The 20,225-nt window shown below is 40.1% G+C and carries 23 protein-coding genes and 1 pseudogene; 5 read left to right on the top strand and 19 right to left on the bottom strand.

All coding sequences use genetic code 11. From position 1 onward, the window contains the following. Positions 1-166 precede the first annotated feature (166 nt). Entirely contained in the window at positions 167-922 is a 756-nt protein-coding gene (locus GC093_RS14685; RefSeq protein ID WP_171652613.1) for a hypothetical protein, read from the top strand. Positions 923-1,024: 102 nt separating this feature from the next. On the opposite strand, the gene GC093_RS14680 is transcribed toward GC093_RS14685, so the two are convergent. The 4 genes from GC093_RS14680 to GC093_RS14665 form a co-directional block, all read right to left on the bottom strand. Beyond that, complete coding sequence (locus GC093_RS14680) at positions 1,025-1,489, bottom strand: GNAT family N-acetyltransferase (RefSeq protein ID WP_216624633.1); 465 nt, start codon at positions 1,487-1,489, stop codon at positions 1,025-1,027. A gap of 223 nt (positions 1,490-1,712) precedes the next feature. Further along, complete coding sequence (locus GC093_RS14675) at positions 1,713-2,267, bottom strand: DinB family protein (protein ID WP_171652611.1); 555 nt, start codon at positions 2,265-2,267, stop codon at positions 1,713-1,715. Between the two features lie 146 nt (positions 2,268-2,413). Further along, the gene (locus tag GC093_RS14670; RefSeq protein ID WP_171652610.1) at positions 2,414-2,839 is read right to left on the bottom strand and encodes an ester cyclase; all 426 of its coding nucleotides are present in this window, start codon (positions 2,837-2,839) and stop codon (positions 2,414-2,416) included. Positions 2,840-3,021: 182 nt separating this feature from the next. Next, positions 3,022-3,717 (bottom strand): SH3 domain-containing protein, encoded by a 696-nt coding sequence (locus tag GC093_RS14665; RefSeq protein ID WP_171652609.1) that lies wholly within the window; start codon positions 3,715-3,717, stop codon positions 3,022-3,024. Between the two features lie 310 nt (positions 3,718-4,027). Between GC093_RS14665 and GC093_RS36635 the strand changes: the two genes are divergently transcribed. Continuing rightward, positions 4,028-5,224: a sensor histidine kinase gene (locus GC093_RS36635; RefSeq protein ID WP_216624632.1), complete on the top strand. Its 1,197-nt coding sequence runs from the start codon at positions 4,028-4,030 to the stop codon at positions 5,222-5,224. 184 nt (positions 5,225-5,408) lie between these two features. On the opposite strand, the gene GC093_RS14655 is transcribed toward GC093_RS36635, so the two are convergent. From GC093_RS14655 to GC093_RS36900, 9 genes and pseudogenes are all read right to left on the bottom strand, one after another. Then, entirely contained in the window at positions 5,409-6,002 is a 594-nt protein-coding gene (locus GC093_RS14655) for a YdeI/OmpD-associated family protein (RefSeq protein WP_171652607.1), read from the bottom strand. 443 nt (positions 6,003-6,445) lie between these two features. Continuing rightward, a complete protein-coding gene (locus GC093_RS14650; protein ID WP_171652606.1) occupies positions 6,446-8,701 on the bottom strand; it encodes an ATP-binding cassette domain-containing protein in 2,256 nt (751 codons plus the stop codon). A 402-nt stretch (positions 8,702-9,103) separates the two neighbouring features. Beyond that, a complete protein-coding gene (locus GC093_RS14645; RefSeq protein ID WP_171652605.1) occupies positions 9,104-9,526 on the bottom strand; it encodes an SRPBCC family protein in 423 nt (140 codons plus the stop codon). Then, positions 9,523-9,743: pseudogene (locus tag GC093_RS14640) on the bottom strand (ArsR/SmtB family transcription factor); the annotation flags it as partial. The gene GC093_RS14645 and the pseudogene GC093_RS14640, both read right to left, overlap by 4 nt. Positions 9,744-10,415: 672 nt before the next feature. Continuing rightward, positions 10,416-10,985, bottom strand: coding sequence for an MBL fold metallo-hydrolase (locus GC093_RS14635; RefSeq protein ID WP_171652604.1), 570 nt, complete (start codon positions 10,983-10,985; stop codon positions 10,416-10,418). Positions 10,986-11,584: 599 nt separating this feature from the next. After that, on the bottom strand, positions 11,585-11,683 hold the full coding sequence (locus tag GC093_RS35950; RefSeq protein WP_246314304.1) for a YjcZ family sporulation protein: 99 nt from the start codon (positions 11,681-11,683) through the stop codon (positions 11,585-11,587). Positions 11,684-11,953: 270 nt separating this feature from the next. Next, positions 11,954-12,565 (bottom strand): zinc dependent phospholipase C family protein, encoded by a 612-nt coding sequence (locus GC093_RS14630; RefSeq protein ID WP_171652603.1) that lies wholly within the window; start codon positions 12,563-12,565, stop codon positions 11,954-11,956. A 725-nt stretch (positions 12,566-13,290) separates the two neighbouring features. Continuing rightward, on the bottom strand, positions 13,291-13,503 hold the full coding sequence (locus GC093_RS14625) for a sporulation protein Cse60 (RefSeq protein WP_171652602.1): 213 nt from the start codon (positions 13,501-13,503) through the stop codon (positions 13,291-13,293). A gap of 50 nt (positions 13,504-13,553) precedes the next feature. Beyond that, on the bottom strand, positions 13,554-13,733 hold the full coding sequence (locus tag GC093_RS36900; protein WP_376768651.1) for a sigma factor-like helix-turn-helix DNA-binding protein: 180 nt from the start codon (positions 13,731-13,733) through the stop codon (positions 13,554-13,556). A 234-nt stretch (positions 13,734-13,967) separates the two neighbouring features. Here GC093_RS36900 and GC093_RS14620 point away from each other — a divergent pair, with 234 nt between their 5' ends. Next, positions 13,968-14,084, top strand: a complete 117-nt coding sequence (locus GC093_RS14620) for a paeninodin family lasso peptide (protein ID WP_171652601.1) — start codon at positions 13,968-13,970, stop codon at positions 14,082-14,084. A 293-nt stretch (positions 14,085-14,377) separates the two neighbouring features. Then, positions 14,378-14,527, top strand: coding sequence for a hypothetical protein (locus tag GC093_RS14615; RefSeq protein ID WP_171652600.1), 150 nt, complete (start codon positions 14,378-14,380; stop codon positions 14,525-14,527). 687 nt (positions 14,528-15,214) lie between these two features. On the opposite strand, the gene rpiA is transcribed toward GC093_RS14615, so the two are convergent. From rpiA to GC093_RS14600, 4 genes are all read right to left on the bottom strand, one after another. Further along, a complete protein-coding gene (gene rpiA, locus GC093_RS14610) occupies positions 15,215-15,901 on the bottom strand; it encodes a ribose-5-phosphate isomerase RpiA (RefSeq protein WP_171652599.1) in 687 nt (228 codons plus the stop codon). A gap of 290 nt (positions 15,902-16,191) precedes the next feature. Continuing rightward, positions 16,192-16,638 (bottom strand): DinB family protein, encoded by a 447-nt coding sequence (locus tag GC093_RS14605; RefSeq protein WP_171652598.1) that lies wholly within the window; start codon positions 16,636-16,638, stop codon positions 16,192-16,194. Between the two features lie 121 nt (positions 16,639-16,759). Further along, complete coding sequence (locus tag GC093_RS36410; protein WP_281365241.1) at positions 16,760-16,894, bottom strand: hypothetical protein; 135 nt, start codon at positions 16,892-16,894, stop codon at positions 16,760-16,762. Beyond that, positions 16,894-17,679 (bottom strand): DUF817 domain-containing protein, encoded by a 786-nt coding sequence (locus GC093_RS14600; protein ID WP_171652597.1) that lies wholly within the window; start codon positions 17,677-17,679, stop codon positions 16,894-16,896. The genes GC093_RS36410 and GC093_RS14600 overlap by 1 nt, the downstream gene beginning before the upstream one ends. 389 nt (positions 17,680-18,068) lie before the next feature. Here GC093_RS14600 and GC093_RS14595 point away from each other — a divergent pair, with 389 nt between their 5' ends. Continuing rightward, complete coding sequence (locus GC093_RS14595; protein WP_171652596.1) at positions 18,069-18,500, top strand: SRPBCC family protein; 432 nt, start codon at positions 18,069-18,071, stop codon at positions 18,498-18,500. 494 nt (positions 18,501-18,994) lie between these two features. Here the strand turns inward: GC093_RS14595 and GC093_RS14590 are convergent, their stop codons facing one another. Next, on the bottom strand, positions 18,995-19,555 hold the full coding sequence (locus GC093_RS14590) for a P-loop nucleotide/nucleoside kinase family protein (protein ID WP_246314301.1): 561 nt from the start codon (positions 19,553-19,555) through the stop codon (positions 18,995-18,997). A 33-nt stretch (positions 19,556-19,588) separates the two neighbouring features. After that, positions 19,589-20,062 carry a pentapeptide repeat-containing protein gene (locus GC093_RS14585; RefSeq protein WP_171652594.1) on the bottom strand — a complete coding sequence of 158 codons (474 nt, stop codon included), beginning with the start codon at positions 20,060-20,062 and terminating at the stop codon, positions 19,589-19,591. Positions 20,063-20,225: the final 163 nt, after the last annotated feature.

The raw sequence follows: 20,225 nt of genomic DNA, 5'->3' as shown, positions 1-20,225 counted from the left end.
GATATACGTTCTTGTCCTCTTACTGTTCTGTTGTTATCTGGTCTACTTGTTTGTTTGGTTAGATTCTCGGTCGAGTTTATCCTAAAATATCCGCTAATAACTATACCCATTTTTTTGTTCACTCCATATGATACAGCAACTTACTAATAAGTTAGGAGGATGAGTGTTGTATCCATTAATTGCAAAGCGGAAACGACCATATGTTGATGCTGTCATCGTTTGTATTAGTGGTTTTAAGAGTGGTACTAATAATGGCATGTCAAACTTGAGCGATACTTTACGCAGTAGGCTGAATTCTAGTTTTACTATAAATCCTAATAATATTTTTCAAATAAGTTGGAATGAAAATAACGATAGTGATCTTACAAGTGTACCTTTAATAAGTGCAATACAGAGTAAGATTTATAGAAGAAGTCAGAATCCTAAGTACTTAGCTATTATCGGACATTCCTTTGGAGGATGGGCTGCTTGTAGATTGTCAAGAGTAACAACGAAAGTTCCGAATTACATCGCACTTATAGATCCAGTATTTGGGCCAACTAATACCCTTCGTAGACCTGTTGATGTACCAAGAGGAACCCGTATTACCGAATGGTTTCAAAACAATGGTATCGAAGGAATTAGAAATTGCCCTCCTATACTTAGAGTGCCCTGCTCATCCTCTAGGGATGGAATAGCTTGTGGCTACCAAGGAGTTCCAAGAGCAAGTCAAAGACGTGTTATTAATTTAAGGACTTGGACTGGTATTGTAAGGAGAATAAAATGTAATGGGAACAAAGTTCCACTTCGTGCATACCACACAAACATTGATGACGATCAATGGATTCACCGACAAATTTATAATCTAAAGAGAATCACAGAAACATCTACAGCCAAAAGAAAAAAGTCTATCACAACTTCCAATAATATTTTACAGATATAGAAGTAAATAAGCCCTTTAGCGTAGTGAGGCTGCCGATCATTTCCACGGCAGCCTCATAGTATTTTATTGAGCTCTCTCCGTTAGCTTGGAGATTATATATGTTTAATAGTCATTTAAAACCGCTATCATATTTTCAGTATTTTGGAAGAAGCCATGTCTTTGATAAAAGTTAACGCTTTTATTACTTGGCCAAACAATAAGTAGCTCTAGATTTTCATCTTTTGCATTCAATTTTGCTGTTTCAAGAATCTCTCCACAAATTCCTTTATTTCGATGCTCTGGTAGGGTATACACGTTTGTAACATATCCTAAAGGAGACATTTTTTTACCGGGTCTTGGAACTACATCAACTTGTTGAATAAAAACATGAGACAGTATTTTACCATCTCTTTCAGATAGCCAAATAATCCACCGGTGGTCATTTAAAGCTGATTTTAGAAACTCTCCATATACTACTAAAAATTCCTTATACACATGAGGTTGCACATCCTCATGTTCTAAAGTAAATTGCCAACGCATGTTGATTAATTGTGGTATGTCATCAAGACAGGCTAAACGTATATTCACCTTCTCACTCCCATAATCATTCAATTTGTTTATTAATACAAGATATCTTTTCGAAATCCTTTTTATGTAAATTATATTCCACCCTTTAGCGAAATGAAACTGCCGATTCTTTCCGCGCTAACCTCGTCTTGTAGCTATTTAGCCATCGTGTCCCGTTAATGATTTTTAGAAAGTACATAAATGTACCACAGAGTTACCCAGTAAATCACTTATAAGTAAATTATCACTGTAAATACCCCTTCCTCATTTTGGCGATGTATGTGATTTGTCCCGTGTGACCAGGCAAATGTCTAAATTGATGTAGAATCATTTCAAGGACAGTAGCTTGGTTGTTAACTCCTCTATTCGTCATAGGTGTCAAATTCAAATAAGGTTGTTCAAGAAACATTTCAGGATTGGCTTTCACCTTTTCCAGAACCTCAATGATACGGTCAAAAGACTTGGTAATAAGATCCAAAGCTTGCTCTTTCGATAGTTGGAGACCACGATCAAATTCCTTATCTCTATCTCTAGTATCTGGAACATTAAAGAATGCGGTTTCAATTCGTTGATGAACAGTTCCCCAAATGTGTACCACTAAATTGGCAATGCTGTTGCTCTCAGGTGTTGGAGCCCATACAATATCTTCATCTGATAATTGTTCAATTACTTGCAGTGTCTGTTTCTTTTCTGACTTATATTTCTTCGAAAGAAAGCCAATCAATAACGATGTGCTGTCCAATAAACTCACATCTCCTTCAATAGTTTGAATATTAATCGCCCCTATTCCAATTACCATTTCTCTTAAGATTAGCTTTCTCCTTTATTTGTAACTAAATTAGACTGCCAGTTACATCAATACAGAAAAGAGGAACTGCACTGCTGCAGATCCTCAACTATAGTGTTCCGTTAGGTTGATGAGTTTAAGTTTCCCATAAGCACTTATTAACGATCCTCTGCATTACGTTCCAACTGAACACGGATTCCTTCGCGGTCAATTTGAATCCAATATTCTACGATTTTGTCATTTTCAACGCGGTAGACGGCGCTCGCGATCTCTACAATTGGTTTACTGGTTGGTGAGAAACCGTCAACCTCTCCGATATGAACGCCAACTTGTTTCCAACGTACATATACTCTATCATCTTGGACTAGAAACTCTTCAATATTTAGACTAAACGTTCCGTAGGCTTCAATCATTTCACGGACATGATCCGCGTAGTTGTCGGGAAACCGTTCTACGGTTACCTCATTTTCCGCAGTTATCTGATGCGCAAGCACACGCTTCGCCATCAAATTGTGTGCAGCGTCTGGCTCTATGCCGGAACGAACCTTTTCAAAAAATTGTCGCACTACTTCTGCTGTTGTCATTGTGATTCCCCTAATCTTTGTTTCATAAATACCCTGCCTTGAGGGGGTTCCATCCATTTTTACACAATTTATTAAGAAACGTGATTCGCACATAACTGCCTGTTACTTCAATGGAAACAGGGAGCAACTGTTTCTTTCGTTAGGTTAACAACACTTCCCACCTTGATTACTGGCATGCCGGATCAAGAAGTTGGATTGGAATCATCAACTTTAACCCAAGCATCTCCAACCCAACTGCTTTTAATATGGAACCAGTTATCGATTTTCTCGAAAGCTTGAAGTGTCTGCGGCGAAAGTGCACCTAAAACTTTGGAACCATGTGATGGTGTTTGACGCATATCGGTAGTCCATAATAGATCAATTTTTTGGTTTACTTTTTCAATGTGCGTTATATCCGTCATTGCATAGCGATTTTCAAGTGGCGGCGATTTGATCCATTTGTCGCCTAGCCACGTGCTGATCTTATAATAGTCATTTGCTCGATCCAAGGTTTCAACAACTTGTGGGCTAATGGAAGCCTCTGTCCATTTATTAGAAAAGGGACCATCGAACAGATAAAAGGTATCGTAAAGCTGAAACTTCGTTTTAACATAATTGGGCTCGTGTGGAATCGCAGCTGGAGCATTTATCCACTTTTTCCCTAGCCACGTATCAATCTCATACCAATTTGGTGTGTAAATCCAAGCATCAGTAACATTAACTGTTTGTGGAGCCATTGTGGACGAAGTGAGAGTGGAAGGATCATTTTTATCATAAAGCGGTGTAGTTTCCGTAAGAATCAATTGCGTCGGATGATCGTGACGATATTCACCCGCGGCAAAAATCGTATTAGGCAGAATGAGTGCCGCGATTAAAGCAGGTACGACAAATCGAAACATTTTTCTCAATTTATTCACACATCTCCTTTCGCATAAATTTAGTGGGATTCAACCGCTTGTATATCGCTTTTTTCCGTTCTCGGTCATCGCACACCTCCACTATAGTAGACGGTGTATCTCAACATTATGTTTCTTCGTTACTTCCGGGTAACGTAACGAGGCTGCCACATCGTCGAGCCCGTGGCAGCCTCGTGGTGTTGCTTATTGACCTATCCTAATATCTCTGGTAAAACTGCCGAACTATAATAACCGCACCCGAGAGCGTTAATAATTTGTATATAGCAGGAATACATAAATTTATAGAGAAATAGTGAAAATCAACTCAGAAAGTTGGATGATTATGCAGCGCAATCATGATAGCCTTCGTTCGGTATTAATATATTCAATCCCGAAAATTTTAGATACGCATTTCGATGCTATCAGTAACCAAAGTCATGAAGCAGATATGTTTGTTCAGACACAGCAAGATTTATTAATCGCTACTATCACAGAGATTCAGACGGGTATGATCGATGCTTTATTTATGACTCCTCCTAAATATAGTGACTATCTGGTTTCATCGCAAGCACAAGGTTATGAGCAAGGAAAGTTTACAGCTAACACTTTAGGTGAGCACGATCAGATCGTTTTGGAAATAAGCAAAAACTTAAATTTAACTTCTCAAGGCATCATGATTGACATTATCGAAGAGTATGTGGATGATTCTAGCAACCGTGTGTTTTTTATCAACCGCTTAATGGAATGTAATTGGAATCGTTTTACCGGCTTTGCTCAAGGCTATCTGGCTAGTAAAGAACAACAGATTGATCATTTACATACGCAAAAAGTATCAGTAATGGGACAAATGGCAGCAGGTATGGCTCATGAGATACGGAATCCACTAGCGTCAATCAAAGGTTTCGCTCAACTAGCAAAGCACAGACTTCTGCAACCGGTAATCAAGGTGGACGAATTGACTCATTATCTTGATTTAAGTATTAATGAAATAGATTCCCTTAATAGGTTAGTTACGGACTTCCTGCTGTTGGCACGAAAAAGCGATAATGCAAATCATGACGAGACAGTTGTTGATGTTAAAAGGGTTTTACAAAGAGTTATCGGCATAGTAGATCAGATAGTATTAAGCGATGAGATTGATCTTTCAACAAATATTTCTGATCAAGAACTTTTCACCTATGGCGATGCTTCTCAACTTGAGCAAGTGTTCTTGAATATCTTGAAAAACGCTATCGATTCCATTTCAAAAACGAATGGTGTGATACAAATTTTGGCTACGATAGTTGCTAATAACATTTTCATTAAAATCGCTGATAATGGGACCGGCATGTCTCAGGAAACACTGGATCGAATCTATGATCCATTCTTTACGACTAAGGAAACCGGGACGGGCATAGGCTTATCTATTTGCAAACAGTTGATTGAACGCCTAAATGGCCGGATAGAGCACGAATCTGAAATTGGAAATGGAACAATCGCAACGATTGTTTTACCAATATATAAACAATAACATTCTGGACAAAATTTAAAATGGTGTTCAGTACTTTGAAACATCTTTGTCCTTCTGCCATGTTTAAATTTAATATCGTCATGTCCTTTTCTACTTTTCCATTTGAAATTATTTGATTGAGTGTTACCTGCGAAAGTGAGGTAATATCTAAAAGTTCGATTAATTTATTTTCTCATCGAATATACTAATCATTTAATCCCTTTCCATTGAGAATTTGCTGCATACATTTTTCAACCCTTGACTCTCGAGTTTTGGATTGTTTGGGTTCAGAAAAATAAAGAATGTAGGCTCTTTGCCTTCCCGGCGTCAATGCTTCAAAAGCAGTTTTTAAGGCAGGGATTTCATCAAATTTATTTTGTAATTCTTCAGGAATTATGAATTCTGTATTCTTTTTAAAATTCACTTCCAAACCGGCTTTTTCAACTTCAATGGCTTCAAAAATATAGGCTTTCAAGATGGTTACCATCTCAACTATTTCTTGAACATCGGTGAACCGAATCTGGCGCGCCGCCTGTACATTCTCCGTTTGTTGGATTAGAATCCCATGGGCATCCTGTAACAAGGCACCTTTGTGAAACAGAAGCGCACAATAATCTTTAAATCCATGTATTAAAACTATGTTTTTTTTCTCAAACGTGTAACAAGGATGCATCCACTTAAATTCTTCGGTCAGCTCACAGTCAAGAACAATCTGTCTCAACTTCTCATATTCGGCCTTCCACTTTTTGGCTTTACTTAAATATTCATCAACCTTAGGATTCATTCTACTATTTGTCATCAAGGAACACCCCTCTTCAATTTTTCGATCAACTGACAGTCAAGAATGATCATTCTCAATCTCTCCAATTCTTTCTGTCACTTTTCTGGCTTTACTTGACTTGTCACCCGACACTCATTTATAGCATTTGGTGTCAGACACTATATACGATAATTTTTTGCACTCTAAAAGCTGCCACTCTCCTACTGTAAAACACAGTACGAAGGTGATCTAGACCACGGCTTCGTTTCCACGCATCCTTGGGTTATATTAAGCCGTAAAGCCCCCATGCAGCCCCCAATAAAGTCCATAGAATTGCACATAACTGCCCTTTACTTAAGCGAAAGGCAGCCGATTCTACTGGCTGCCCTGGTTGAGCGTACGTAAGTTTAACCTATATAATATGTTCTCCTTGTCATGCTAAGAGATTACGAATCCTACATTACTAAGGTGGATTTAATGAATTACATCAAGTATCTTCCCGTGATCGACTGCTCCGCATGGATGATCTGCGGAGGTGTGCCCTCGAACACTAACTGGCCGCCTTTGCTGCCTCCGTCCGGTCCCATATCGATGATCCAATCCGCTTGGCTGATCACATCGAGGTTGTGCTCGATGACGATCACCGTATTGCCGGCATCAACGAGGCGGTTCATGATCCCCAGAAGGTGACCGATATCTGACATATGTAGGCCGGTCGTCGGCTCGTCCATCACGTAGATGCTGCCCTTCTTATGCAGCTCGCTTGCCAGCTTGATGCGCTGGCATTCCCCGCCCGAGAGCGTGCTGAGCGGCTGGCCGAGTGTAATATAGTTCAGCCCCACATCACTCATCGCCTGGAGCTTGCGCACAACCTCTTTTAGCTGAAAAAAATCCAATGCCTGCTCCACAGTCATCTCCAGCACTTCTGCAATTGACTTGCCGTTCAGCTTGTAAGCGAGCACCTCTGCCTTGAAACGTCTTCCTCCGCATACTTCGCATGGCAGCTTCACACTATCGAGGAATGCAAGGTCTGTATACACAACACCCAGCCCTTGACAGTTCTCGCAAGCCCCCTTGGAGTTGAAGCTGAACAAGCCTTGGTTGACCTTGTTCGCGGAAGCAAACGCCTTGCGCACATCATCCATAATGCCCGTGTAGGTCGCGGGATTCGAGCGTGTTGACACTCCTACCGCCGATTGGTCGATGACGATCGCATCCGGATGCTGACTGAGGAATACTTCGTTAATCAGCGTACTCTTGCCCGAGCCAGCGACACCCGTAACTACCGTCAGCACTCCGGTTGGAATATCTACACTAAAGTTCCGCAGGTTGTGAAGTGTGGCAGCCTTGATGGACAGCTTGCCGGATGGCTGCCTACAATCATGCTTCAGCTGTAGCGGCCGCTTCATATGGGTCCCTGTCAGTGTACCTGCCTCCAGCAGGCCTTGGAAGCTTCCTTCATACACGATGGTACCCCCACGGCTGCCGGCGTGAGGCCCGACGTCGACGATATGATCCGCCAACTTGATTACATCGGGATCATGCTCGACGACAATCACGGTATTGCCCTTGTCGCGCAGCTTTTGAAGCAATCCATTTAACCGGTGTACATCTCGGGGGTGCAAGCCAACGCTAGGCTCATCGAAGATGTAAGTGACATCCACCAGACTGCCGCTCAGGTGCTTCACCATCTTGACGCGCTGCGACTCACCGCCGGACAAGGTATCAGTCTCACGATCCAGCGTCAAATAGTCAAGTCCGATATCTACCAGATGCTGCAGCCGCTCCGTGAGCGACTTGACGACTGGCGCGGCGACAGGATCGTCAATCTCCCGAATGACGCGGATGAGCTGTCCGACCTCCATGGAGGACATTTCAGCAATGTTGAGTCCATTGATCCTGCAGTTGAGCGCGGCCTGACTGAGCCTCGCCCCGCGGCAGCTGGAGCAGGGCCCCTCGGAGATGTACGGCGCAACAGCTCGTTGTGTGCGCTCAGACATCGTCTTCACATCCCGCTTGATGTACTTGTTGGTGAACTTCTCGATGATGCCTTCCACTGTAATATTCACTGCCTTCCCAGCGAACTGCATCTCCACTTTCCTCGCCTTGCCGTACAGCAGTTGCTCCAGCTCCTCATCCGAATAATCGCTCAGCTTCTTGTCGGGAGCGAAGAACCCCGTCTGCACGATCATCGACCAATCCATGCTGTTCACCGTATAGTCCGGAAGCATGATTGCCCCTTCATTCAACGATCTTGACTTGTCCAGCGCCTTGCTCATGTCGACGCAAAGCCTGCGACCGATCCCGTTGCACTCGGGACACATACCTTGTGGATCGTTAAACGAGAACATGTACGCTTGTCCAACATAGGGCTGACCCACTCGGGAGAAGAGAAGACGGAGAATGGGAGAGATATCGGTAATAGTGCCCATCGTGGAATGGGAACCGCCGCCCAGCCGCTTCTGATCCACAATAACAGCCATGCTCAGGTTCTCGATCACGTCCGTATCCGGCTGCGGATAGCGGGGCAGGAAATTGCGCACGAACAAGCTGAAGTTCTCATTCAGCAATCGCGTGGATTCTGCAGCAATCGTATCGAAGACGATCGATGACTTACCGGATCCGGATACCCCGGTGAAGATCGTAATCTTCCGCTTGGGAATGCGCAATGATACGTTCTTGAGATTATTTTCCCTCGCACCAGAGATTACGATATACTCCTGATTCGATTCGCTCATGCTTAACATCCTTCCTATGTGTTAATTTCTACTTATATTCACATTGTACCATTCATCGTGCATAGAAAGTCAGGCAGCCCGAACTTGCACCTGTTATTGTTCTAACCAGGGAGGTGATGCGATAGCTTTTCTCGAATATTCGAAAGAATACCTTTTCACATTATCCACCTTTTCGGCTTGTGTTAGGCTTAGACAATAGGGCGATCACATACTAGCTTCATCCATACGCATTAGTGCGACCTTGACCCGAAACGACAAGAACTTGTCAGATTGTCCGAAGTAGACATAAACCGGCTGCAAACTACATGCAGCCGGTTTATGTCTACTTCGGGTCAAGCAGGGTTCAATTATCGTAACCATAATTTAGCATTAAGGAAAAAGATGTTTTAGTACCGAATGCGGTTATTGATCCAACACCTTTTCAAGCTCGCCACACCATTTACCCCAGCCATACTTAGCGCCTTCGACTCCTTGAGCATTTGAGAATCCCGTTTGATCGAGATGAAGGTTAACCTTTCCATCCCCTAAATCCTGCAGCATCCAGGTGACCATGTGCTTCTCCCCTCCGCTGGCCCAAGTATAGGACAACCGGTTAGGTGCGTCCACGATTAGCACTTCGCCGTCAACAATTCCATCCCACCACTCGGTCGGCTGAGTGCGAAACTGAAAATGGTGTCCTACGACGGGCTTAAAATCATTGTCCATCGCCTGACCGGTGTTGATGTTGACCACCCACTTGGCAAGCTTCCTTGAATCGGTTAAGGCGGACCAAAGCTTCTCGATCGATGCCGTGTACTGAAAATCCAAGGATAATGTTAAACTCATTCTTCTTCCTCCTCTAATAGTTGGTTCAAACGCAACAACTCGAACTCCAGAACTTGCTGTAGAAAGCCACAACATCTTTAATTTCTCTGAGTGGAGAAGCGTTTAGCCTAAATCGCGTTTCTCTGCCGACTATTCGGTCAAGGACCAATCCCGCCTCTTTAAGGATTGTCAAATGTTTGGATACCGCCGTACGGCCCATTTGAAGCTGTGCCGTTAACCTGGCTTAAAAATCAGGGTATCGATGTCGCTGTCAGCATAGAGAAACCCATGAGCTTCAAACCATTTCCTTTGTTTATCAACTTGTTACACAGATCGCTCAGAAAAGCTATATGTTTTACATCTAGCTAATTTGCATATCTTACTTCTACAAACATGGATTTGTTATCTGTTATCAAACACCACATATCAAAGTTAGTATCAATCCATTCATTTTATCAACGAATTCTTGACATTATTTCCATAACGTCCATTACGTCTTATTTAATTACTGGCAGAGTAAATATTAGGCTCATCCTCAATCAAGTTCTTCTTGGATATTTTCCCCATCTGTAGGATTTATAAACAGACAAAACTAAATCTATAATTATACTTATTTATTCTTTGGGGATGTAATGTTCTGTATAAGCTCTGTAATGTAATGTGCCGACCTTTATTTCTTTAACCAATGATGCTGCCTCGCATCTTACTGTAAATCACGTTTTCAATCACAATTGGACTAGGAAGTAATTTGGTCATACGTTCGAAATTCATCACAATTTTTTATTTGAAAAAGGGATTGGTCATGTAAGATTCACAATGACTAATCCCTTTTTTCTATTAACTTAACCAAAGGCACAATTCCAAGATCAACCTTTTATTATTCTATTTATTCCATATTCAACATGACCACTTACAATGAAGTAAGGCAAGCGTCAAATACTCCTACTTTCAACATCCCAATAGTAGGGCGCTCAGCACGAAAGCCCCTATTGAAGTCTCGAATCTCTCTAAAAGATGCCGGTTGCTCAGGGATTTCCTTCAACATGAAAGACACGAAGGCATCTTCGTCTTTAAACTGAAGCGCCTTATTGTTCTTCTTTTCAAAACCAATTGTCGATGAAGGCTTGCCGCTCAAGCTACGACCACATACTGATCCCGCGTAGGCACCCGCAAAAAGTTCTAAGTGATCGGGCATCTGAAGTAGTTTATTGTAAACGGAGTTATACAATTGCCTTGCCCCATCCTCTGCTGCGCCAGTAAGCTCCGTCCGACCAACATCACCGACCATAAGCGTGTGCCCCGTAATTAGGAACCAAGGATCGTCCCCTCGTACCCGATCAGTTACCAGGATGGAAAGATGCTCTGGTGTATGGTCTGGTGTAAGAAGAAATTTGAGAATGGTGTTACCAGCTACGATTTCATCTCCATCTTCAATTGACATGAATTCAAAAATTAGTCTCAGCAGACTGATGTAGCACATACTTAGTCATTATCACATTACCTTTATCCATCTTCTCCTTCAATTCATGTAATCCTAGGGTACGCACATCATGAAATTGATTAGATAATGACGCCTTTAAAATGCGGATATCGGCCAACTGCGACTCTGAAACGTGCCATAAAGTGTGAAGAAGCTAAGCGATGATAGGACTGGCAAGCTCGTAATATGCTTCCAATATTGTAGGGAGCCCTGCTTACGTTATGTTATTATCACACATCTGAATGAACCATTAAGTGTTTTGTACTTATGTATTTTGTGTGGTACAAATAAGAACCTCCGCGTAAGTTAAGGTTCTACTTTGGAAAGGGGTTTTGTTTATATGAGCGTTGGAGGTGCTTCATTACTATTTATATTCAAATTGTTGTATGGTTTGGAGCCTAAAAATAATTACTGCTGTAACGTGCCGTAAATCCGCCTGGATGTGCGCTCCCTTCCCTAAACCAAGTCGAGACACCATTTCTAAATAATTCATATGCACGCGTCCCTTGTTTGAATTGAATCATAATTTTGTAATAATCATCGAAGTAAAAAGGACAATTACCCGCAGGAATTGTCCTTTCTGTTTTAATAAAACATCATTAAATACAGAAACCAGCCGATAACACGATAACTAATAAAATGAAAAGAACCAATATTACTCCAGTAGAAGTAAACCCACTACCAAGAACACCAGTCATCTAATATCCCTCCTTTTGATTTCTACAAGTAAGATATTCGTTATATATGCTTACGGCATGGATTAGTACCCACTTCAGACAAAAAAATGGCTAAATATTCCTGTATTAGCCGGTTACTATGCAGGATTATAACAAAAAAGACCTAAGCTTTATGCTAAAGGTCTTTAATCCAAAATGGATAATTTTTATTATTAAAACGCGGTACCTAATGTTAATTTAGATAAGTCAGCCGATTTCTCCGGTAGTTGAATCATATATGGCTATTCATTATTAAGTTGAAGAATAGGATTTAATATTCAACATTCCCAAATCAACTGATGTCTCTATATAACCAACTATCTGATCAAATGTAAATACATTTAGTTTTTCATTTATGACTTCCGTATCGTACTCCATATCTCCTAATACATAAGGAATGAATTCTTCAACATTTTTGGACTTAACCTCTTGTAAATCAAAGATTGTTGGAGTATTACAAAGCGTTTTTCTTAATTCATCTTTAAAACCATAGTATTCTAATAATTTTCCATTTAGTAATCTGAAATCATTATGGTATAAATTCAGTACGTCTTTATTAGCTTCCATTCTGTTTCTCAACCAAGGTAAATAAAAACCTTTCAACCATAAATGATCAGCGATTAAATGTGTAAAGTATCCCAATACATAATGACTTTGTTCTTTTGAACTATATTTATATAAGAATCCTTTGTAATCAATGCTTCTTGAATAATCTCGTACATCACCTATAAAGAAATGTGATGCGTCTTTAGGTGAAACAGCATCTGGAGCAATGCTTCCAAGTAAAAATTGTGTTCTATTTTCTATCGACAGACACTCTGCAATTCTATTAGCAATAATCACGTGCATTATTCTTGAACCCACATCATCGTCCTCCCATTTTTCAAGTAATAAGAAATCTAATCTTACCACTATTTTCCTAACGGAGGTATACTGCTTTTAGTTGAGTACCGGTAACCAGCCAATTTAATTACCGATACTCTATTCTGGACTTAAGCTTTGCACTCGGTGGTGAAGTAGACTGCTCTCTGCTCGGACCCTTTCCCGTTTACAATTTCCAACAATTTTCCCAGTTGAGATCTTCAACGTTGGTTTTGTGTACCTCTCCAACGCGGCACCCCGTTACTTCATGGAAAGATAGGAGATCTTCAGATGAACCGTTGGGCTGGAGCTGGCAGAGTGGCAGTGTTTCTATTCTCATAATGCACCTCTTTGTGTTAAGTTGGATTTTCTTCAAGCTTAGATGATAGAAAAAACCATTGCTGTTTTCATATTTTTAAAGTAACTTAAACAAGTGACATAGAAGAAATATTATAAAAATGGGGTCGAAATTATTGAAAATCATTAAAATTTTGTTTCTTGCAATGTGTGGCAGTGTGCTATATTACTTATTTCTCGGGGGATCGTTCATTGATCTTTATAATCGATTAATGCAACTTATCCTCGTGTAATTAGCAAACATCAAAATGCTGTGCTCATGAGATTCAAATATTACAGAAGAGAGATGAGTACAGCACTTTCAATTCAACTCCCCTATCGACCTGATTTTCCTCTATTGTTCTTCGTAATTCTTGGAATAATAGCTCCATTCATTTTTTTTGAATCTGATAAATCACTAGTGCTGAGTATAATTCTAGCGTACCATCATTGCTTTTACTGTTTTTATCTAGACAAACAGCGCTGCTGTATTTAATATCTATAATCTCGCCTCCATTCAATTCTAAGCCACCTAAGAATTCATTTATTTCATTCTCGAGCAGTCCTTCTTGATAATGTGCAAGCAACCTAACTTTGGTTTTCAAACGTGACACCTCCATGATTTAATAATTATCTATACGCAAATAAAAACAGCCTATTCCAAAAGGAACAATCTGTTCATTTTCGTATCTTCAATTTTCTTTGTAGCTTGTTCGATAAAGTTCTGCACGGTACTCCTCCCCAGATGTAACTCTAAAACGATATCATACTCACTCATACAGTCCACATGGTACATCATGAAACACTGCTTCTCCCGATCCGTTAGGTCATGCATAGCCTAATCTATTCTAAATCTTTCGTCCACATTTAGTTACCTGCTCTCTTGCTGTATTGTCCAGCCATTTGGTGATTCTATCGATCAAGCCAGGCTGGCTCCCACGGACGCTCATACCTCCTCTCTACCTAGTCACCAGTTGTTGCCCTTGGGCATCGTATTTTTATTGACAATCATAAGCGAAAGGTTTAATGTTCTTTATTAAGAACAAGTATAATGAAAGGTGTTGATTTCATGAAAAAAGAATGGGCCCCTCCATCGTTGGAAGTGCTTGATGTGAGTATGACAATGGTACTTGTTGAACCTCCTCCTGGTCACGATGATCCTCGGATAGATCCATTTGGTAGCTAATACCATTGAGCATTTATGCAAATAGTAGCCAAATTTCTGAAATATTTTCCCAGCAGCTTCATAACTCGCTTCATCCTTTTCGGTATGGCCGAAATGGTATTAGGCCATCTAGAACGTCTTGGAAGCAAATCAAAAACCTTTTTTCTTTCACGGCACCTCCTTCCCATGTATTCCCGTGTTAGGCACAGAACTGTCCTAAGGCATTATCACTGTGCAAACGCTGAGATCAGTGTGAATATTTTAAGTAAAATTGTTCCAACATAAGACTTATAAAAACATAAGGAGTGTTATTCATGAAAGATACTGAAAACGATGAGCCGACAATCGCCCCAGGCATGAACACACACGATCCACTTGAAGAAAAGGCGAATGAAGAGGAAATTGAAAAAGGTGACTCCACTTCAGTAACTCGTCTATATTTGGACCGTACACCTGAAGACTAAGAAGATAGTTGGAGGGATCATTCGACCCAAGTTTGGCAAGGCTTAACTTAATATTCGTCCTTGAGTCTGCTCATTCGGTTGTTACACTCCATCTGGCTATGCCCTCTATATATTCTGGGGCATAGCCTATATTTGATTAAAATATCTGATAGCTGGCTATACTTTAAAATCATCTAAAACTAGAGGTTTAAAATGACCATTGTTTATCATTGGATTTCTGTTATACAAAACTCCTATTTATTAATTGGGGCAGCTATGGCTGTTTTGTTCGCTTTAAAGTCTCTTGCTGGTTATTTTAAATATAAGAGAAAAAGTAAATAGAGGCCTGAAGTATCTTAATATTCATCTTGTTACCTGACTCTAATCCATACAAAAGTAACCTTTATTAATCAATTCAATCAATCAATAATTTCAATTCAATTCAATCATCATCATCCTCCTGCTCTTCCTCTCCCCCCCGCTGCCGCTCGATATTCTTCGTCTGGTATCTGTTGTTGTCGGATTATGACAAGGACTTTATCTCAATCCCGAAAAGTCCCACAGCTGCCGTGGGGGCTAATACAAAGAAAAAAACACCACCTGTTTCGGGCGATGTTTTCAAAATTTGTAATTACATACACGTTTTTTGATTTATATTGTCAATGGCCGTTGTCAACAAGATCTGTTTACCAATCCCCGGCAGATCGCTCATTTAATCTTCATAGTGTCGCTTCTTTCTTTCCTTATGACCCCGTCATTAGTTCCAATGAATACGAGATCCGCCGCATGCAGAAACAGCCCTGTTTCCACGACCCCCGTTAGCATCTTCAGCGACCGATGTAAGGCAGAGGGATCGTCAATGCGGCCGAAATCGCAGTCCAGAATCCAATTTCCATTGTCGGTGGTGAAAGCCCGCTCATCCGTTTTTCGCAGCGTTGTTCTGCAGCCGAGCTTTTGGATTTGCCTCGCTGTCGGTTCCCAGCCGAAAGGAACGATTTCTACCGGCAAAGGAAAAGCGCCAAGTTGTTCAACCTGCTTCGAATCGTCGGCTACGATCATTACGATCTTGGATTGTTGCGCCACCACTTTCTCCCGATACAGCGCCCCGCCACCGCCTTTGATCAGATGGAAGTCCGGACTGATCTCGTCTGCGCCGTCTATTGTTACGTCCACATGTTCAATATCTGCAAAGGTCACGAGGGGAATATCGAGGTCCATCGCCATCTGTTTCGTATGCTCCGATGTCGGAACGGCCCGGATCTGGAGCCCCTCCTTGATTCGTTGGCTGAGCCTATGAATGGCCCAATAAGCCGTCGAACCCGTGCCCAGACCGACGACCATTCCGTCCTTAATCATCTCAGCAGCTTGATCAGCTGCTAGCATTTTTTTGTCCATTATTATCACCTAACAACACTATAACCTAAACCAAATGTGAACGCCATCGTCAGCTCGCCTTGGGATGATAAGAACTTTACTATCAATATTCACCTATTCGTACCATCAATAAAACGTTTTTACTGGAAATGCAACAAATTAGGTGAACTGTAATCTTCTCACCTTCGATTGCTCTTTTAATTAAACTCTCTATTAGAGTAATCAACCCAATAGCTTAATAAAAACAAGGAGCAGCTGCCATGCAGAACTGCTCCTTGTTTTGTTCAACTATAGTTTCCCGTTAGATACATCTATCTCACAAAAGTAATATAATCAGTGTTCACTGGTTCAAAACCTTCTGCTCGAATTCGTGAGTTAATCTGTCCCCGATGATACTGACCATGTAGTGCTACATGAGTTAAAATATCTCGTGTGGAAGTCTTAAACTCTTTACCTTTACTGTTTGTGTATGATATTAAGTTATCTAAGTCAGTCTTTGCTATTTCAGTGAGAAGTGTTTTGAAATTATCTTCATTTTGTTTAATAAGCTTTTCACAGACTTCTAGATCACCATCCGACCAGATGGGCATTTGTGAACTGTCCTTTCCTTTTATTCTAGTAATCCATACTTGTTCTGAATAGAGAATATGAGTAAATAAACTTACCTGTTGGTCCTTAACTTCAACATTTTGCAAGGCTTCTAGAATGCGTTGATTAGCCCAATTTAGATGTTCATACATCTTTTGGATTGTTTTCAATGGTACCGCCTCCTACATTATCAATCACTTATTTAGTATGAATTCTATAAAAAAGAGATCTTCCCCTTCTTATTCCTTTATTTCCACCCCCTGCTCCTTACCATTCTCCTTGAATGGCTCTTTAAAGTGTGAAGTTAACGTAAACCCCGTCTTCATCCTCAATTATGTTTATGGCTTTTTCAATGTTCTCCCTTTGCCATTCAAGAAATTTTTCGAGTGGCTTTTCATCTTCTGCAGCCCCCATTTCTTCTCTCATTAATGAAATAACTTCGCCTGTTTTAGTGTTTTGGCTTTAACATGTTTAAGCTGGGCAACGATGATGACGCTAATGATTACCAGAAGGAACCACGAGCTGATCTTACTGAAACTAACTAGTTGCCAGGTTTGGTGCTGGTCAGGGTATTTCCAAGCACCAAAAAATGTGGCAATATTTTCAGCTAACCAGATGAATAAACCTACAATGATAAAAGCGAACGTTAAGGGCATTCGATAAGTTACAGTCCGTACCCGATATATAATCCATGTTTTCCAAAAAATAATAAATACAAGCGCCGTCAGCCACCAACGAAAATCGGGAATAAAATGATGAGTAAAAAAGTTGAAATAGATAGCTCCACCTAGCAGCACCGAAGGTGTTAGCCCCGGCCACCCGGTCATGTCCATCCGTAGTCTTCGCCATACCTGACACATATAGCTTGCTACACTTGCATACATAAATCCGCTATAGAGCGGGACACCGAGCATTTTCGTATACCCAGGCTCAGGGTATGACCATGATCCCATCCATACCTTATATAACTCCAGCACCAAACCAATAAAGTGAAATGTACAGATTACTTTGATTTCATCATGTGTCTCTAATCCGCTGCGGTACATGAGGTATTGCACTCCAAGCAATATTATTAGAATGGCATCATAACGATGAATGAAAGGAACTTTTATTACGCTAGAGAGAGCTAAAGTTCCAAAGATAGCAACAGGAAATATGCAGCTCATCGCCTGATGATAGCCAAAATGAAGTAGCTGTATTATAGGTCTCAATTATGTTTATCTCCTCCCCATTCCCTTTTTAATCGCGTGATTCATCAATTTATATTAAGTAATCAAATTTGAGCTTTTATCTTTTACTAAATAATAAAGGTTTAATGCTTTGGAAAAAGAGAAAATAGCTTGTTTAAATTTGCTTATTTTCGATTCACATCAAGAATTAATTCGTGAAAACGTAATTTTAACACTTACATTTTGTGGAACTACATTCGATTTTACTCTAATGACCTATTGTTATAAAGTAGTACCGTTAGCGCAACAACGGCTACCGATCCATGCCAGCAGCCTCGTTGTGGTGATTATTGAGCATTGGTTCTCCTATAGTTTAATGGTATAATTAACCATAGATGATCTAAATTACATATAGTGAGGCGGTAATTATAATGGAAACAGGTAATCAGATAATAACGGTAGAAACCACAGTTCATGCACCAGTTGAAAAAGTGTGGGAATATTGGACAGAACCACAGCATATAACGAAATGGTCTTTTGCTTCTAATGACTGGCATGCACCAAATGCTGAAAATGATTTAAGAGTTGGTGGAAAATTCCTTACAAGAATGGAAGCAAAGGATGGAAGCTTTGGATTTGATTTTGGTGGAGTTTATGATGATGTGAGAACAAATGAATTTATTTCATACACTTTGGGAGATGGAAGAATAGTTACGATCACTTTTATTAGTCAAGAAAACGATACTAAGATAATTGAAACTTTTGACGCAGAAAGCACCAATTCCATTGAGATGCAAAAAGCAGGCTGGCAGGCGTTTCTAGACAATTTTGCTAAATATAGTGAAATTCCCAAAGAAGTTTAGGATAAAATGAATCGGACATGCAGGTTTAATCCAAATTATTGAAACATTAATTTAACCCTTCCTTTAGGAAGGGTTTTTTATTCTAGTTAACAGCGAACCGTGTCTGCAATTAAAACACATTATTGCGTTAAACTGCTATTTAGTTGCACCTGATTCATATTGGTTAGGAATCAATAAATCCGATGCCAAAATCCACTTACAATCACTGATCTCACTTTGTCTTCTTGAATTATGAAAACACTAGCAACCAATACGATTCCAGATTGTTTCATCTCCACAGTCCTCTCATATAAACAAGCACTTTCACTGGATCTATGCACTTTAAGTCAAGCAAGAGTCCTTCCACGACTCGGCTTAGATGCCGTAGTTCTCATCCAAAATGAAAAACCATCCAATGTTCATAAGGAATGTTCTTTAACATGCCCTTTTTCATGCCTCTGTCAGATTAATTTAAGAGAAAAATGTTGACAAGATGTTAGCTAGTTTTAGTTTATTCAATTATTTTGTTCCAAGATAAAAGCTTCGACTTGATCAATAAGTGATACTATTTCCTTTACCGTATCCAGAATCAATTCTCCTTCAAGATACTCCGTCTTTAAATTCTTATAATATTCTTTGAGTTCGGATAAATTAGTAATCAACTGATTAGGCAATGGATTTATACTTCGTTCAACAAGTCTCTCAGACCAAATTGACTCATCACTACATGTACATTGGAATGTTATTAATTCCCCGCCTCTTTCCTCAACCCAGGTCTTTAATCTTCGTACGCCATCAGTATTATTCAACCCAAAATCAAGTATAATCGTTGCACCAGAATCAATAACCGTTTGTAAGAAACGATACAGAAATTCGAAGCATATTTTGTTTCTTAAATCATGTTCGGGGATAAAACCAGCAACTGAATCGTAAATATCGTCCTTATGTAATACAGGTAGTTTGAGTCTTTTAGCAAGCTCATTTGATAAGGTCGATTTACCAGTTCCAGACTTACCCCTAAATAAGATGATTTTAGACATAACTTCCCCTTTAATTCTTGATGAAATTGGCATCATGATCTAATTAACTCGTGTCCCGATAGCATAATATCAAGCTCTGTTTTTGATTAAATCAACAAGTAGGATACCGTTTATTTTAAGTCCTGAAATGTCACAATCAACGATCTCAACATTTGATAAATCACAGTTTCTTAGCTGCCCGTTTGACAGATTACAGTTATGAAAACTTACTGGTTTATATTGTCCTTCGGGATTATAGTTTCCGTCTCCTTCCTGAGGAAGAACCACATTGTGAAATTGTGTCCCAAATAAATGGACATGATCAATAACAGCGTGACTAAAATTAGCATGCTGGATTCCTATGCCGGATAAATTAGCATTTGAAATATTAGTTCCACCCATGTTTACATCATTCAAATTCATTTTGCTCATGTTCGTGTTATTAATTTTTGTCTTTACCAAGCTGACATTATTGATATCAAGCTCTTCAGCTCTGACCTCCTGCAACTTCGAACCTGAAATATCCACCATTTTTAAATCCAACTTCTCCACATTTAAACCCATACTTATTTCCCCCTCCGTATATAGCAATTAAATCACATGCATTATTTCTCTTTAAAACCAAATTATCCTCTATTATCCATAAAACTATCCTGATCGTTACTATGAAAAGAGGAACTGCTCATCTGCAGATCCTCAAGTATAGTATTCCGTTAGAGCGGAACAA

Source organism: Paenibacillus foliorum (assembly GCF_013141765.1).
In the GTDB taxonomy this organism is placed as follows: Bacteria; Bacillota; Bacilli; order Paenibacillales; family NBRC-103111; genus Paenibacillus_S; species Paenibacillus_S foliorum.
The sequence above is the reverse complement of the archived record's forward strand: the minus strand, read 5'-3'. Positions and strand labels throughout refer to the sequence as shown.

What these genes read in the sequence shown, in the direction of transcription:
- GC093_RS14620 (WP_171652601.1), top strand. Translation starts at nt 13,968, where the DNA reads ATGAAAAAAGAATGGGCCCCTCCATCGTTGGAAGTGCTTGATGTGAGT.
- GC093_RS14590 (WP_246314301.1), bottom strand. Translation starts at nt 19,555, where the DNA reads ATGATGCCAATTTCATCAAGAATTAAAGGGGAAGTTATGTCTAAAATC.
- GC093_RS14635 (WP_171652604.1), bottom strand. Translation starts at nt 10,985, where the DNA reads ATGTGCTACATCAGTCTGCTGAGACTAATTTTTGAATTCATGTCAATT.
- GC093_RS14655 (WP_171652607.1), bottom strand. Translation starts at nt 6,002, where the DNA reads ATGACAAATAGTAGAATGAATCCTAAGGTTGATGAATATTTAAGTAAA.
- GC093_RS36410 (WP_281365241.1), bottom strand. Translation starts at nt 16,894, where the DNA reads ATGAGAGAAGAAATGGGGGCTGCAGAAGATGAAAAGCCACTCGAAAAA.
- GC093_RS14595 (WP_171652596.1), top strand. Translation starts at nt 18,069, where the DNA reads ATGGAAACAGGTAATCAGATAATAACGGTAGAAACCACAGTTCATGCA.
- GC093_RS14645 (WP_171652605.1), bottom strand. Translation starts at nt 9,526, where the DNA reads ATGAGTTTAACATTATCCTTGGATTTTCAGTACACGGCATCGATCGAG.
- rpiA (WP_171652599.1), bottom strand. Translation starts at nt 15,901, where the DNA reads ATGGACAAAAAAATGCTAGCAGCTGATCAAGCTGCTGAGATGATTAAG.
- GC093_RS14585 (WP_171652594.1), bottom strand. Translation starts at nt 20,062, where the DNA reads ATGGGTTTAAATGTGGAGAAGTTGGATTTAAAAATGGTGGATATTTCA.
- GC093_RS14665 (WP_171652609.1), bottom strand. Translation starts at nt 3,717, where the DNA reads ATGTTTCGATTTGTCGTACCTGCTTTAATCGCGGCACTCATTCTGCCT.
- GC093_RS14675 (WP_171652611.1), bottom strand. Translation starts at nt 2,267, where the DNA reads ATGGTAATTGGAATAGGGGCGATTAATATTCAAACTATTGAAGGAGAT.
- GC093_RS35950 (WP_246314304.1), bottom strand. Translation starts at nt 11,683, where the DNA reads ATGACTGGTGTTCTTGGTAGTGGGTTTACTTCTACTGGAGTAATATTG.
- GC093_RS14670 (WP_171652610.1), bottom strand. Translation starts at nt 2,839, where the DNA reads ATGACAACAGCAGAAGTAGTGCGACAATTTTTTGAAAAGGTTCGTTCC.
- GC093_RS36900 (WP_376768651.1), bottom strand. Translation starts at nt 13,733, where the DNA reads ATGCATGACCTAACGGATCGGGAGAAGCAGTGTTTCATGATGTACCAT.
- GC093_RS14615 (WP_171652600.1), top strand. Translation starts at nt 14,378, where the DNA reads ATGAAAGATACTGAAAACGATGAGCCGACAATCGCCCCAGGCATGAAC.
- GC093_RS14650 (WP_171652606.1), bottom strand. Translation starts at nt 8,701, where the DNA reads ATGAGCGAATCGAATCAGGAGTATATCGTAATCTCTGGTGCGAGGGAA.